The sequence below is a fragment of the Allobosea sp. FW305-C-101 genome, from assembly GCF_058783685.1.
This window is the reverse complement of the sequence record NZ_JBYSYT010000002.1, coordinates 1329051-1343189: the sequence shown is the minus strand read 5'-3', so window position 1 is coordinate 1343189 and position 14139 is coordinate 1329051. Positions and strand designations below refer to the sequence as shown.

Below are 14139 nucleotides of genomic sequence, written 5' to 3'. Positions count from 1 at the left end.
GGTTCTTCGCTCCGCGAAGCCCCGGAATGACAAGGGTGGTTCTGACCGCGAGCGATTCCGCCCTCGCGGTCTGCCCGGCTCGTCCTGCGCTGGATCGACGCATCAATTATCCGGGCCCTATTTACGCCTCGGTAACACTCTCCTTTCCAAGTTGGCCGCGATGAAAGGAGATGAGACCATGTTCAAGACAGCGCTTTCGGCCGCCTGCCTCACCATCCTGGCGGGCACGGGCGTACAGGCGGCGAGCCCCCAGTCATTGGGTCAGTTCGGCAACTGGAATGCTGCCACTTACGCAAAGGGTGATCTGGCGCGTTGCTTCATCATGAGCAAACCCTCGTCGGAGGAGCCGTCGAATTTGCGTCATGGCGAAGTCTTTTTCTTTGTCCAGACCGGCGATAAGGCATCGGATACGGAATCGAGCTTCCAGACGGGCTATGACTTCGCCCGGGACTCGGTGGTCACCGTCACGATCGGCGATGACAGCTTCCGCATGCTGACCGAGGGCAGCAATGCCTGGCTCGAGCGGCTGGAGCGGGAGCCGGCGCTGCTGGCCGCGATGCGCGCGGGCAGCACCATGACGCTCGAAGCGCGCTCGCTGCGCGGCAACGTCACCACCTATCAGTTCTCGCTCGCGGGCGTGACCGCTGCGTCGCGCATGCTGGCCCGCTGCGATACCAACGCGACGCAGAGCTGACGTCGGTTTCGGGGCGAGCCGTCGTTGCGGATGGCTCGCCCTGCGCTACCCGCGCTTGCATACGGCCCTCGCAAACGCCAGTTTGAGAACTGGATGAGCAGGACGGCGCACCGCGCCGCTGGGGGACGCGATGGACTTGTCGGGCTTCAATATCTCCGTGATCGTCATCGTCGTGGTGATCGTCATGGCGATCGGCCTCGGCGTCCGCACCGTCCCGCAGGGCTATAATTACACCGTCGAGCGCTTCGGCCGCTATTCGCGCACGCTGGGTGCCGGTCTCGGCCTGATCTGGCCCTGGATCGACCGCATCGGGCACAAGGTGAATGTCATGGAGCAGGTGCTCGACATTCCCTCGCAGGAGGCGATCACCAAGGACAATGCCGGCGTGCGCATCGACGCCGCCGCCTTCTTCCAGGTGCTCGACGCGGCCAAGGCCTGCTACGAGGTCGCCTCGCTGAACGATGCGCTGATGGTCCTGACCATGACCAATATCCGCACCGTCGTCGGCTCGATGGACCTCGACCAGCTCCTGTCGCATCGCGACGAGATCAACGAACGTCTGCTGCGCGTGATGGATGCCGCCGCCTCGCCCTGGGGCGTCAAGGTCACGCGCATCGAGATCAGGGATATCCTGCCGCCGGCCGATATCGCCGGCGCGATGAACCGGCAGATGAAGGCCGAGCGCGAGAAGCGCGCCGCCGTTCTCGAAGCCGAGGGCCTGCGACAGGCGGAGATCCTGAAGGCCGAGGGTCAGAAGCAGTCGCAGATCCTTGCCGCCGAAGGCCGCAAGGAAGCGGCTTTGCGTGATGCCGAGGCGCGCGAGCGGCTGGCGCAGGCCGAAGCGGCGGCGACGGCCATGGTTTCGGAGGCGATCAGCAAGGGCGACATCCAGGCCGCCAACTTCCTGATCGCGGAGCGCTATACCGATGCGCTGAAAGCGATCGCCTCGAGCCAAAACAGCAAGGTCGTGATCGTGCCGATCGAGGCTGCCTCGCTCGCCGGCACGGTCGGCGGCATCGCGCAGCTCACCAAGGCCGTCTTCGGCGAAGATGCGATGGCGCAGCGTCGTGGCGGGACCGGCTCGGTTCCGACCTCCGGCCGTCCGGGCGCGTGAGCGGAGGCCGACGTGCTCGAAGGACTTGCGAATTTGGGCGGCTGGAGCTGGGCCATTCTCGGTCTCGTACTGATCGGCGGCGAGATGCTGGCGCCGGGTGTCTTTCTGATCTGGCTCGGGTTGGCGGCGCTCGTCACGGGTGCGGTCGTCGGTCTCTTCGGGCTCGGCTGGCAGGCGGCCTGTATCGTCTTTGCGATTCTCGCCATCGCATGCGTCGCCGCAGGACGGCTGCTCACCCGCCGCAAGGCCGAGGAGCCGGATGCCGCGACGGGGCTCAATGATCGCGGCCGGCAGCTGATCGGCAAGGTCTTCCGGCTGGAGACGACGATGGCGGGCGGCGAGGGCCGCGTGCGCGTCGGCGATTCGTCCTGGCGCATCGTCGGCCCGGAATTGCTGGCCGGAGCCGAGGTCAAGGTCGTCAAGGTCGAGGGCTCGACGCTGGTCGTCGAGAAGGCCTGAAGCCCGTCATGAGGTTTTTGCATCGGCTGCGCGGTTTTTCGTAGCAGCGTTGCGTTCAGGACGTTGGCCTCCTGCGTTGCGAGGACTATAGCAACCGCTCCTCCATGAGCGTGACCTCCATGACCACCGCCAGCGAACGCCTTTCCCTTCCGAAGGACCGCATCAAGGTCCTGCTGCTGGAAGGTATCAACGATTCCGCCGTCGAGCTCCTGGAGCAGGCCGGCTACAGCAATCTCGAAAGACTGCCGAAGGCGCTCGATCGCGAGGCGCTGCTCAAGGCGATCCAGGGCGTGCACGTGCTCGGCATCCGCTCGCGCACCCAGCTGACGCCGGAGATCTTCGCCGGGGCCGACCGGCTCTTCGCCGTCGGCTGCTTCTCGGTGGGCACCAATCAGGTCGATCTGGAGGCCGCGCGCCTGCGCGGCGTGCCGGTGTTCAACGCGCCGTTCTCGAATACGCGCAGCGTCGCGGAGCTCACCATCGGCGAGATCGTCATGCTGCTCCGGCGCATTCCGGACCGCTCGCGCGATGCCCATCAGGGCGGCTGGGACAAGTCGGCCAACGGCTCCTTCGAGGTGCGCGGCAAGACGCTCGGCATCGTCGGCTATGGCAATATCGGCAGCCAGCTTTCGACGCTGGCCGAGGCGATGGGCATGCGCGTGATCTATTACGATCACACCGACCGCCTGCGCCACGGCAATACCGAGCCGACCATCAGCCTCAACGCCCTGCTGGGCGCCGCCGATATCGTCTCGCTGCATGTGCCGGAGACGGCGCAGACGGCGGGGATGATCGGCGCGGCGCAGATCGCGGCGATGAAGAAGGGCGCCTATCTCATCAACAATTCGCGCGGCACCGTCGTCGATCTCGACGCGGTCGCGGCCGCACTGAAGAGCGGCCATCTGGCGGGCGCGGCGGTCGACGTCTTTCCGATCGAGCCGGCCTCCAATGCCGAGCGCTTCGTCACGCCGCTGCAGGGCCTCTCCAACGTGATCCTGACACCGCATATCGGTGGCTCGACCGAGGAGGCACAGGAGCGCATCGGCGCCGAGGTCGCACGCAAGCTGGTCGATTATTCCGATGTCGGCTCGACCGTCGGCGCGGTCAATTTTCCGCAGGTGCAATTGCCGGCGCGCCCGATCGGCACGCGCTTCATCCATGTCCAGCGCAACGTGCCGGGCATGCTGCGGCGGCTGAACGATGTCTTCGCCAGCCGGCAGGTCAATATCGCCGCGCAGAACTACCAGACCGACGGCGAGGTCGGTTACGTCGTGATGGAAGCGGACGGCGTGTCGAGCAACGAGGCGCGCGACATCCTGCGCGAAATCCGTGTCCTCGACGGCACGATCCGCGCGCGCCTGCTCTACCAGCGCGACTGAGCGGTCAGGCCTTCTTGGCCTTGGCGCCGGGCTTGATCGGCGTCTGCGTCGCCACGGGGTCGCTGGCGGGGAAGGTGTCCTTCAGGGCCCGGTTGAGCTCGGCATCCTTGCCGTGCTCGCGCGCGGCCTTGCGCTGTTCCTTCTGCTCCTGGCGCAGGCTTTCCTTGGCGGGATTGGCGGTGGCGGTCATGGTCACTCCCTTCGGTGTGGCTATCTCGGAGAGGGAACGCGGCAGGGGCACGGCCGTTCCGCCAGAACGCCAGCGCAGGCGCGCCATGACGAAGCGGGCCGCCCTCTGGACCGGGCCGGCCAGCCTTCCCATCTGGTGAAGCTACGTCGTTCCGCCGGGCCTATCCCGACGCCAGCCAGCAGGGGCCGTCATGGTCGCGATCTCCGTCCTCGATCTCGTTCCCGTCGTCGAAGGGGAGGGGCCGCGCGAGGCGCTGCTGAAATCCACGGATCTGATCCGCCATGCCGAGCGGCTCGGCTACACCCGCTACTGGGTGGCCGAGCATCACAACATGGTCGGCATCGCCAGCGCGGCGACCTCGGTGGTGATCGGGCAGCTCGCCGCCGCGACCAGCACGATCCGCGTCGGCGCCGGTGGCATCATGCTGCCGAACCATGCGCCGCTCGTCATCGCCGAGCAGTTCGGCACGCTGGAGGCGCTGTTTCCGGGGCGTATCGATCTCGGCCTCGGCCGCGCGCCGGGGACCGACCAGCTGACGCTCCGGGCGCTGCGCCGCAGCCCGATGTCTTCCGACAGCTTCCCGCAGGACGTGCTCGAATTGCAGGCGCTGTTCGCGCCGGCCGGGCCGAACCAGGCGATCCGCGCTGTGCCGGGCGAGGGGCTGAACGTCCCGCTCTGGATTCTCGGGTCGAGCCTGTTCGGCGCGCAGCTCGCAGCCGAGCTTGGGCTGCCCTACAGCTTCGCCTCGCATTTCGCGCCGGATGCGTTGATGCAGGCGCTCGCTGTCTATCGCGAACGGTTCAAGCCGTCCGAGCAACTGGCGGCGCCGCATGCGATGCCGGGCATCAATGTCGTGGCGGCCGATACCGACGAAGAGGCGCGCTATCTCGCGACCTCGCTGCAGCAGCGCTTCGTCGGCATGGTCCGTGGCGCGCGGGGCAAGCTCCAGCCGCCGATCGACGATATCGAGCAGTACTGGTCGCCGGCCGAGAAGGCGCATGTCTCGGGGATGCTGCGCTACGCCTTCATCGGCTCGCCGGAGACGCTGAAGCGTAGGCTCGGCGCCTTCGTGCGCGAGACCGGCGCGGACGAGATCATGATCACGGCGCCGATCTTCGACCATGAGAAGCGCAAGCGCTCGTTCGAGCTCTTGGCCGGGATCGCGAGCGAACTCGGGCGATGAGGCTTTCGCCCTGATGAAGCCGGCTGCTGCCAGCGGGCAGCAGTGCCATCGCAGCTTTAATAATACTAAAAGTCATTTGCATTTATATTGCAAATGAGAATGATTTTCTTTTAGCCGCTTTTGCAATTAGCTGACGGCATTGCTATGGCAAGGCATGACCGAGACCGACCGGCGTATTGCCGTTTTCGAGAGCCAGTTGAAGGGGGCCGGGCTGCGCATGACGCAGCAGCGGCGGCTGATCCTGCGCGTGCTGGCCGAAGCCGACGACCATCCCGATGCGAAGGGGATTTTCACCCGCGCCTTCGCGCATGATCCGACGCTGTCGCTCTCGACCGTCTACCGGACGATGAAGGTGCTGGAATCGCAAGGTGCGATCGAGCGCCACGCCTTCGAGGACGGCATCTCGCGCTACGAGCATGCCGACCAGGAGCATCACGACCACCTGATCGACGTCGATTCGGGCGAGGTGATCGAGTTCTCCTCGGACGCGATCGAGGAGTTGCAGCGCCGGATCGCGGCGGAGCTCGGCTATGAGCTCGTCCGCCATCGCCTCGAGCTCTACGGTCGCAAGAAGCAGCCGGCGCGCCGGGGCGGCCGCAAGACCTCGTGAGGTCGCGGCTCAGCCGTCGACGACGTCGTTGTACTCGGGGTGCTTCGCGATCCAGCCCTTGAGGAACTCGCAGCGCACCACGGCCTTGCGCCCGCTCGCGCGCAACACTTCGAAGACGCCCTTCGCCAGTCTTGAGCCTATGCCCTGGCCGGCGAATTGCTCGGGCACTTCGGTATGGACAAGCACCAGACGCTCGCCATCGCGGCGATACGCGACGAGCGCGGTGCCGCCGTCGAGCGTGAGTTCGAAGCGGTTCTGCCCGGGGTTCTCGACGACGTCCATGATTGAGGCTCCTTCAGATCACCCCTGCGCTTCGGCGCGCCAGGGATAGCTCCAGGTTTCGGTCAGCGTCTTGCCGCCGCTGCGGAGGAAGGCGCGCATCTCGGCGAGCTGGCCCGGCTCGACCACGACATCGACGAAGGCCCGGAAGCCCTCGGTCTTGCGGTTCGGCACGATGAAGGCGCGGTCGATCCGGCCATAGGCGATCGAGGGCACGATCTCGACCTTCTCCGGCTGCTTCAGATAGTAGTCGAGATCGCCGCCGGCGAAGTCGATGATGAAGCGGCGCGAGCCCTCGGTGACTGGCTCGCCCGAGCCCAGCGCCTTGGGCTTGGCCTGGTAGGTGTTGACCACGCGCCCGCCCGGGTGGAGGTCCCCGGAATCGAGCATCGAGATCAGCTTGTAGCCGAAGGAGAACTCCTTGCCCGGCTCCAGCGGCGTCTTCGGTGCCCAGAGCGCGACGATGTTGTCGTTGGTCTCGTCGGTCGTCGGCATCTCGATCAATTCGACCACGCCCTCGCCCCAGTCGCCCTGCGGCTCGATCCAGTAGGACGGCCGCAGCTCATAATTGAGGTCGAGATCCTGATAGTGCTCGAAGGTGCGGTCGCGCTGCATCAGGCCGAAGCCGCGGATGCTGCGCTCGACGAAGGAGGAGACGGCCTGCTGCTTGGGATTGCGCAGTGGGCGCCAGATCCACTCGCCGCTGCCGGAATGGATCATCAGCCCATCCGAATCGTGCAATTCGCTGCGGAAATCGTCGAAGAAGCGGCGGTCGTTCTCGCCGGTGAAGAACATCGAGGTCAGCGGCGCAAGGCCGAGCTTCTCGATGGTCGTGCGCGGATAGAGCGTCGCCGCCACCTCCACCACCGTGTCCAGGTCGGGATAGATGGTGAAGCGGTAGGCGCCGGTCACCACCGGCGAATCGAGCAGGGTATGGATGATGACGCGCTCGGCATTGGCTGCCGGCTGCTCGATCCAGAATTCGCGGAAGACCGGGAATTCCTCGGCCGCCGTGCCCGCACCGATGGACAGGCCGCGAGCTGACAGGCCGTAGCGCTGGCCGCGGCCGAGCACCCGGAAATAGCTCGCGCCGATAAAAGAGATCAGCTCGTCGTAAACACGGGGGTCGTTGAGTGGGTAGTGCAGACGGAAGCCGGCGAAGCCGAGATTGACCGGCAGTGGTTTCTCGAACTTGACCTTGCCGTAATCGAACAGGTTCGCGGCATAGGGCACGGGCATGGGCACGCCGTCGCGCACGACGTTCACCGTGACCGGGCGGGTGAAGAGGAAGCCCGGATGGAACATCTGCATGCGGAAGGGCGAGCCGTTCTGCTGCAGCAGGGCCCGGTCGGGGCGGAAGCGGATGTCGCGCCAGGAATCGTAGTCTAGCTTGGCCAAAGCCTCCGGCAGCGGCGCGATCGGCTCATAGGGAACGGCGGCGATCTCGCGGGCGCGACGCTGCACGTCCTCGAAGCCGAAGCGCGGCTGCGGCGCGGCGTTCTGGGGGGGCGGCGTCTGCGGCTGACCCTGCGGCTGAGGCTGGGGGCGCGGCTGTTGCGCGAGCAGGACGGAAGGCGCCACTGAGAGGCAAAGCGCGGCTGAAAGTCCGCCCAGGACGCGGCGGCGATCTGTCGTGGTCATGCGTGTTCCGTCTTCCCCGTTGTCCGGGCTTTTCAAGATAGGCGGCTAGCGAGAGTTAAGGCCATCGAATGGGGCCGGTCTAGGGCATCCGGCATTGACGGCAGATGAACATATCGCAAGGTTCCGCAGCTACCGCATCGACCACAGTTAAGTCGTAGCCGGCAAAGCGCTTTCCGCGATGAGCCCGTTCCCGAATGGACGCGGATCGGCCCTGCAAAAAAATGCGGCTGCGGGTGCACAAAACACTTGTGATCGGGGGCGAGCATCCGTATATCGCGTTCACCCAATTCGCACGTGCCTGTGGCCGCGTGCTGGTCGGTGGGCATCCGGACAAGAGGCCGGACAGCCGCCAGGGGTTGGAGGACGGATGGAGGGGATGGACATCCCTCAAATCACGCCTCCCGGTTTCCGCAAGGAGGCCGTTCCCCGACACAGACCGGCAGCCGGAGGCAAAACCGGCGAACCCCGAATCTCCACGGGGGACGCAGCTTAAAGCAACGACGGAGCGGGCTTTTTTGGTCTCGCCGGCTTTCCACAGGCCGGCACCGAAGAGGCTTGTCCTTCATTGCCGGCCGTGCGGGGTCTTCCCCAATCGAACGGTGTTTCGGGTCCGGACGGCTCGTCCGTTGTAGCAGGCGTCTCCACAGCGCCGCGCGACAGCGACGATTCACTCCGGCGATACATCGCATCGACGCCGCTTGCGTCGTAGGGGAGTCGCGTCTCATGACCGACCGCATCCGTGAGTTTCTTCGTACCCGCCGCGAGGACGGGCCCTGCGTCGTCATCGACACCGAAGTCGTGCGCGCCAACTATCATGCCTTCGCCCGTGCGTTGCCCGACACCCGCGTCTTCTACGCGGTGAAGGCCAACCCGGCGCCGGAGGTGCTCGCTCTGCTCGCCAAGCTCGGCTCCTGCTTCGATTGCGCCTCGGTCGTCGAAATCGAGCTCGCGCTCGCGGCCGGCGCCACGGCCGATCGCATCTCCTTCGGCAACACCATTAAGAAGGAGCGCGACGTCGTCCGCGCCATGGAGCTCGGCGTGCGCCTGTTCGCCGTCGACTGCACGGCCGAGGTCGAGAAGGTCGCCCGTTCCGCCGAGAAGACCGGCACGACCGACGCGCGCATCTTCTGCCGCATCCTCTGCGACGGTGCCGGCGCCGACTGGCCGCTCTCGCGCAAGTTCGGCTGCGTGCCCGAAATGGCCGCGGACGTGCTTGAGCACGGCCATCGCATGGGCCTCCTGGCCTATGGCATCTCGTTCCATGTCGGCTCGCAGCAGGCCAACGTGAACGCTTGGGATTCGGCCCTGGCTTCGGCCTCGGCGATCTTCAAGGAATGCGCCACCCGCGGCATCTCGCTGTCGATGGTCAACCTCGGCGGCGGCTTCCCGGCGCGCTACCTGAAGCCGATTCCGGGCGTGCCGTCCTATGGCGACGCGATCTTCCGGGCGCTGTCGAAGCATTTCGGCAACCAGCTGCCCGAGACGATCATCGAGCCGGGCCGCGGCATGGTCGGCGAAGCCGGCCTGATCGAGGCCGAGGTCGTGCTGATCTCGAAGAAGGCCGAAACGGACGAGGTCCGCTGGGTCTATCTCGATATCGGCAAGTTCAACGGTCTCGCCGAGACCATGGACGAGGCGATCCGCTACCCCATCCGCACCGTGCGCGATGGCGACGCGACCGTCCCGTGCGTGCTCGCCGGCCCGACCTGCGACTCGGTCGACGTCATGTACGAGAAGACCCCGTACATGCTGCCCTTCTCGCTGGAGATCGGCGACAAGGTGCTGATCGAGGGCACGGGCGCCTATACGACGACCTATTCGGCCGTCGCCTTCAACGGCTTCCCGCCGCTGAGGCAGTACGTCATCTGACGTCGGAGGGAACGCGAGTTCCCTCCTGATCCCATCGGGTCCGGCGAAGCGCCCTGTCTGAGACGGCAGGCTGCCCGGTCAAACGGGTGGAGCGGTCGTATCTCCAGAACGGAGATGCGGGCGTGGCTCCCGCCGGACCCCCTTCCACACAACCCATCCGCTAGATCATCCCGCGTCCTAACGGACGCGGTAAAGATGATCTAACCTATTGGTATCGCATCGGATTATTCCGAAAAGTGGGTTCCACTTTTCGGTCCGATGCGGTGGCCGCGTCCGCGCGGCGCCGGGAAGGTCTGCGTGAATGCAGGCGCTCCGGCAGGAGGTGCGTCATGATCACGATCCGCGACGAGATCGCCAACGACATTCCCGCCCGCGAGGCGCTGCTCGACCGTTGCCTGGGCGAGCGCCGCACCGCCAAATCGAGCGAGCGCCTGCGCGAAGGCCGTCTGCCGGCGCAGGGCCTGGCCTTGACCGCCGAGCGCGACGGCGAACTGCTCGCGACCGTCCGTCTTTGGCATGTGGAAGCCAATGGCGTGCCGGCGCTGCTGCTCGGCCCGCTCGCGGTGAAGCCCGAATTGCAGGGCGAGGGCCTCGGCAAGGCGATGATGCGCGAGGCGCTCTGGCGCGCGGCCTGCCGTGGCCATGGCGCCGTCATCCTCGTCGGCGACGCGCCCTATTACGCGCGGTTCGGCTTCGATCCGGCGCTGACGCGCGATCTCGCCATGCCCGGCCCGGTGGAGCGCGAGCGCTTCCTCGCGATCGAGCTCCGTGACGGGGCACTCGATGGCGCGCGCGGTGTGCTGGTTGCCAGCGGTGTAGCAGTCCCTGCGGCCTTCGAAGCGGATGAGGTGGCGCAGGCCGCCTGACGCTCCCGATCCATCGTCATCGCGCCGTCATCGCCCGGCGCTTTCCATGCGTTCACCCGCGTGGAAGGCGTTCCCGGTGATTGACGGCGCGATTTTGCGCTCATACGACCCTTTCGACCTTTTTTACCCCCAGAACCCAGGAGTTACAGAGAATGACGAATTGGCCCGTCTACGGCGAGATCACCGGCCCGATCGTGATGATCGGTTTCGGCTCGATCGGCCGCGGTACGCTGCCGCTGCTCGAACGGCACTTCAAGTTCGACAAGAGCCGCTTCGTCGTCATTGCTCCCGATGATTCCAACCGCCACCTGCTCGACGAGCGCGGCATCCGCTTCATCCAGGAAGCCGTCACCATCGAGAACTACCGGGAGATGCTGGAGCCGCTGCTGACCGCCGGCGGCGGGCAGGGCTTCTGCGTCAACCTCTCCTGCGATACCGGCTCGCGCGACATCATGGAGCTCTGCTCCAGCCTCGGCGCGCTCTATATCGACACGGTCAACGAGCCCTGGCTCGGCTTCTATTTCGACGAGAGCAAGGGGCCGGGCGAGCGCTCGAACTATGCTTTGCGCGAGATGACGCTGGCCGCCAAGCGTGCCCGCAAGCCGGGCTCGACGACGGCCGTCTCCTGCTGCGGCGCCAATCCCGGCATGGCCTCCTGGCTCGCCAAGAAGGCACTGCTGAACATTGCCTCCGACATGCGCCTCAACGTGCCGCAGCCGAAGACCCGCGAGGAATGGGCCGGGCTGATGAAGCAGGTCGGCGTCAAGGGCATCCATATCGCGGAGCGCGATACGCAGCGCTCGAAGAACCCCAAGCCGCCGGGCGTCTTCGTCAACACCTGGTCGGTCGAGGGCTTCATCTCCGAGGGCGTGCAGCCGGCCGAGCTGGGCTGGGGCACCCATGAGAAGTGGATGCCGGATAACGCCCGCACCCATGAGACGGGCTCGCAGGCCGCGATCTACCTGATGCAGGCCGGCGCCGAGACCAAGGTCAGGAGCTGGTGCCCGACGCCGGGTCCGCAATACGGCTTCTTGGTGACGCATAACGAGTCGATCTCGCTCGCCGACTATTTCACGGTGCGCGACGAGACCGGCAAGGCGATCTACCGGCCGACCTGCCATTACGCCTACCACCCCGCGAACGACGCGGTGCTTTCGCTGCACGAAATGTTCGGCAGCGGCCGCCCGCAGGAGGAGCACCATATCCTCGAGGAGAACGAGGTGGTCGACGGCATCGACGAGCTCGGCGTGCTGCTCTACGGCCACGACAAGGGCGCCTATTGGTTCGGCTCGCAGCTCTCGACGGAGGAAGCCCGCAAGCTCGCCCCCTACCAGACGGCGACCGGCCTGCAGGTCACCTCGGCCGTGCTCGCCGGCATGGTCTGGGCGCTGGAGAACCCGAAAGCCGGCATCGTCGAGGTCGAGGAGATGGATCTCGACCGCTGCCTTGCGATCCAGATGCCCTATCTCGGTCCGGTGAAGGGCTACTACACCGACTGGACGCCGCTCGATGGCCGCCCGGGCCTGTTCCCGGAGGATATCGACACCAGCGATCCCTGGCAGTTCCGGAACATCCTGGTTCGGTGACAGCTGTCATTTGAAGGGTGTCATCCCGTGCGCGCTGCGGCATGAAATGCCGCTGCGCAGACACGGGGACCGTCTTCCGATAAGGGCGCTCTCCGATGCAGGGAGGCGCCCTTTCGCTTGAAGGGAGCCTTCTGGTCGCGCGGTCCCGTGTCTGCGCAGCAGCACTGCGTGCCGCAGCGCGCACGGGAAGACACTCTATGACCGGCGGACTTTCACGCCCGCTAGCAGCGCCGCGCCCGCCAGGAAGAATACGATCAGCACGGCGAGCCCCGCGCGCTGGCTGGCGAAGATCGTCGTCGCCAGTGCGACCAGCGTCGGCCCCATGAAGGACGTGACCTTCCCCGAGAGCGCAAACAGCCCGAAGAACTCGCCGATGCGTCCCTCAGGCGCCAGCCGCGCCATCAGGCTGCGCGAGGCCGCCTGCATCGGCCCGGCGACGAAGCCGATCAGCAGGCCGAGGCCCAGATAGACCCGCTCCGGCAGCGAGGCGAAGAGGCCGTCTCCAGCCACGGGCGAAGCGGCCGGGATCACGAACAGGATGTGGTCGGCACTGAGCGAGAGGATACCGATACAGGCGAAGAGCAGGCAGGCGATCGCGCCGAGCACGACCGGCTTGCCGCCGATGCGATCATCGAGCTTGCCGCCGAGCCAGGCGCCGAGCGTGCCGGTGACGGTCAGCAGGATGCCGAAAATGCCGAGCTCGATCGTCTGCCAGCCGAAGACGCCGGCTGCGTAGATGCCGCCGAAGGCGAAGAGCGCGACCAGCGCATCCTGATAGATCATGTTTGCGAGCAGGAAACGGCCGAGCGAAGGCAGCTTCGGCAGCTCAGCCAGCGTGTCCTTCAGGCGCCCGACGCCGCCCTTGGCCGCCTCGGCAAGGCTCAGGCCGGTCTTGCTGGAATCCGGGGTGAGCAGGAACATCGGCGTGACGAAGACGATGAACCAGAGTGCGGTCAGCGGCCCGGAGAAGCGATCGCCCTCGCGTGCGGCAGCGTCGAGCCCGAGGATCGGTGGGATGCCGATGAGCGTCTTGCCGGTCTGCGGATCGGCCGCAAGCAGGCCGAGCGTGATCGCCAGCGAGAGCAGGCCGCCGAGATAGCCGATCGCCCAGCCGGTGCCGGAGAGCCAGCCGAGCCGCTCCGGCGGCACCAGCCGCGTCATCATCGCATTGTTGAAGGTCGTCGCGAATTCAGCGCCGATCGTCGCGATGATGAAGCCAGCGAGCGCGATCGGGACCGCCGATGAAGCGCCCGGCACGGCGAACCAGAGCATCGCGGAGCCAATGACCAAGAGCGCGCCGAAGGCGGCGATCCAGGGCTTGCGCGGACCCGTCCGGTCGGCGATGCCGCCGAGCAGGGGCGAAAGCAGCGCGATGCAGAGCCCGGCGAAGCCCGTGGCATAGCCCCAGAGCGCCTGGCCGTCGGCGGCGTCCTTCGCCAGCGCAGAGGCGAAGAAGGGCGCGAAGACGAAGGTGGTGATCAGCGTGAAGAAGGGCTGTGCCGACCAGTCGAAGAACAGCCAGGCGGTGACCGCGCGGCGCGGCGGCCAGACGGCGGGTGGCGCTTCGGCAGGCGGCGTCGTTGGCGTCACTGCAGGGTCGTGTCCGGATCACCGCCGCCGCGGGCGAGCTCGATCTCGGTGATCGCGACCAGGACCTCGGCGCGATCCTTCAGCGTCGATGCTTCCAGCAGCGCCTGCTTCTCGCGCGGCCCGAACGGACACATCATCGAGAGCGCGTTGACCAGCGCCTCGTTCGGCGCCTCGTTGACGCCCTTCCAGTCGATCTTGAGGTCGTTGGCCTTGGCGAAGTCGCGGAGCGCCTTGAGCAGGCCCTTGCGGTCGACCTCCTCCTCGCCGGTGCGGGCGACGAAATCGGCGGCGAAGGCGTCATAGCTGACGCGGCCCTGGCGATAGGGCGTCGTCACCGCCAATTCGTCGAGCAGCCGGAAGCGGCTGATCCCGGTCAAGGTGATGATGTAGCGGCCGTCGCCGGTCTCGGAGAACTGGGTGATGCGGCCGAGGCAACCCACCTTGAGCAGCGGCGGGATTTCGGGCTGCCGGCCGTTTTCCGGCTCGGGCTGGATGATACCGATGACGCGCTCGCCCTTGAGAGCGTCATCGATCATTGCGAGATAGCGCGGCTCGAAGATGTTGAGCGGCATCTGGCCGCGGGGCAGGAGCAGGGCGCCGCCCAAGGGAAAGAGCGGGATCGCCGCCGGGCAATCCTTGGCTCCCTCGTAGACGGCGTTCATGCCCATGCGCGCCTAGT

At 66.4% G+C, this 14139-nt stretch carries 14 protein-coding genes; 9 read left to right on the top strand and 5 right to left on the bottom strand.

Features of this window, described 5'->3' with window-relative positions:
- The first annotated feature begins 178 nt into the window (after positions 1 to 178).
- The 4 genes from AC3WMA_RS14130 (at position 179) to serA (ending at position 3646) form a co-directional block, all read left to right on the top strand.
- Positions 179 to 694, top strand: coding sequence for an invasion associated locus B family protein (locus AC3WMA_RS14130; RefSeq protein ID WP_492285975.1), 516 nt, complete (start codon positions 179 to 181; stop codon positions 692 to 694).
- A gap of 130 nt (positions 695 to 824) precedes the next feature.
- Positions 825 to 1808, top strand: coding sequence for an SPFH domain-containing protein (locus AC3WMA_RS14125; RefSeq protein ID WP_492285974.1), 984 nt, complete (start codon positions 825 to 827; stop codon positions 1806 to 1808).
- A 12-nt stretch (positions 1809 to 1820) separates the two neighbouring features.
- Complete coding sequence (locus tag AC3WMA_RS14120) at positions 1821 to 2267, top strand: NfeD family protein (RefSeq protein ID WP_492285973.1); 447 nt, start codon at positions 1821 to 1823, stop codon at positions 2265 to 2267.
- A gap of 119 nt (positions 2268 to 2386) precedes the next feature.
- A complete protein-coding gene (gene serA, locus AC3WMA_RS14115) occupies positions 2387 to 3646 on the top strand; it encodes a phosphoglycerate dehydrogenase (RefSeq protein ID WP_492285972.1) in 1260 nt (419 codons plus the stop codon).
- A 4-nt stretch (positions 3647 to 3650) separates the two neighbouring features.
- Here the strand turns inward: serA and AC3WMA_RS14110 are convergent, their stop codons facing one another.
- Positions 3651 to 3836: a hypothetical protein gene (locus tag AC3WMA_RS14110; protein WP_492285971.1), complete on the bottom strand. Its 186-nt coding sequence runs from the start codon at positions 3834 to 3836 to the stop codon at positions 3651 to 3653.
- A 190-nt stretch (positions 3837 to 4026) separates the two neighbouring features.
- On the opposite strand from AC3WMA_RS14110, the gene AC3WMA_RS14105 reads away from it, so the two are divergent.
- Together AC3WMA_RS14105 and AC3WMA_RS14100 are read left to right on the top strand one after the other, a co-directional pair.
- Positions 4027 to 5019: an LLM class flavin-dependent oxidoreductase gene (locus tag AC3WMA_RS14105; RefSeq protein WP_492285970.1), complete on the top strand. Its 993-nt coding sequence runs from the start codon at positions 4027 to 4029 to the stop codon at positions 5017 to 5019.
- Between the two features lie 154 nt (positions 5020 to 5173).
- Entirely contained in the window at positions 5174 to 5629 is a 456-nt protein-coding gene (locus AC3WMA_RS14100) for a Fur family transcriptional regulator (RefSeq protein WP_257733573.1), read from the top strand.
- A gap of 9 nt (positions 5630 to 5638) precedes the next feature.
- Here AC3WMA_RS14100 and AC3WMA_RS14095 read toward each other — a convergent pair whose 3' ends face one another.
- Together AC3WMA_RS14095 and AC3WMA_RS14090 are read right to left on the bottom strand one after the other, a co-directional pair.
- The gene (locus AC3WMA_RS14095) at positions 5639 to 5911 is read right to left on the bottom strand and encodes a GNAT family N-acetyltransferase (RefSeq protein WP_492285969.1); all 273 of its coding nucleotides are present in this window, start codon (positions 5909 to 5911) and stop codon (positions 5639 to 5641) included.
- Between the two features lie 18 nt (positions 5912 to 5929).
- Entirely contained in the window at positions 5930 to 7549 is a 1620-nt protein-coding gene (locus AC3WMA_RS14090; protein ID WP_492285968.1) for an OpgD/OpgG family glucan biosynthesis protein, read from the bottom strand.
- Between the two features lie 723 nt (positions 7550 to 8272).
- On the opposite strand from AC3WMA_RS14090, the gene AC3WMA_RS14085 reads away from it, so the two are divergent.
- The 3 genes from AC3WMA_RS14085 to AC3WMA_RS14075 all read left to right on the top strand — a co-directional run bounded on the left by AC3WMA_RS14085 (position 8273) and on the right by AC3WMA_RS14075 (position 11870).
- Positions 8273 to 9418, top strand: coding sequence for a type III PLP-dependent enzyme (locus tag AC3WMA_RS14085; protein ID WP_492285967.1), 1146 nt, complete (start codon positions 8273 to 8275; stop codon positions 9416 to 9418).
- Positions 9419 to 9747: 329 nt separating this feature from the next.
- On the top strand, positions 9748 to 10284 hold the full coding sequence (locus tag AC3WMA_RS14080; RefSeq protein ID WP_492285966.1) for a GNAT family N-acetyltransferase: 537 nt from the start codon (positions 9748 to 9750) through the stop codon (positions 10282 to 10284).
- Between the two features lie 152 nt (positions 10285 to 10436).
- Positions 10437 to 11870, top strand: a complete 1434-nt coding sequence (locus AC3WMA_RS14075) for a homospermidine synthase (protein ID WP_492285965.1) — start codon at positions 10437 to 10439, stop codon at positions 11868 to 11870.
- Positions 11871 to 12065: 195 nt separating this feature from the next.
- Here the strand turns inward: AC3WMA_RS14075 and AC3WMA_RS14070 are convergent, their stop codons facing one another.
- Entirely contained in the window at positions 12066 to 13460 is a 1395-nt protein-coding gene (locus AC3WMA_RS14070) for an MFS transporter (RefSeq protein WP_492285964.1), read from the bottom strand.
- Positions 13457 to 14128: an LON peptidase substrate-binding domain-containing protein gene (locus tag AC3WMA_RS14065; RefSeq protein WP_492285963.1), complete on the bottom strand. Its 672-nt coding sequence runs from the start codon at positions 14126 to 14128 to the stop codon at positions 13457 to 13459. The genes AC3WMA_RS14070 and AC3WMA_RS14065 overlap by 4 nt, the downstream gene beginning before the upstream one ends.
- Positions 14129 to 14139 lie beyond the last annotated feature (11 nt).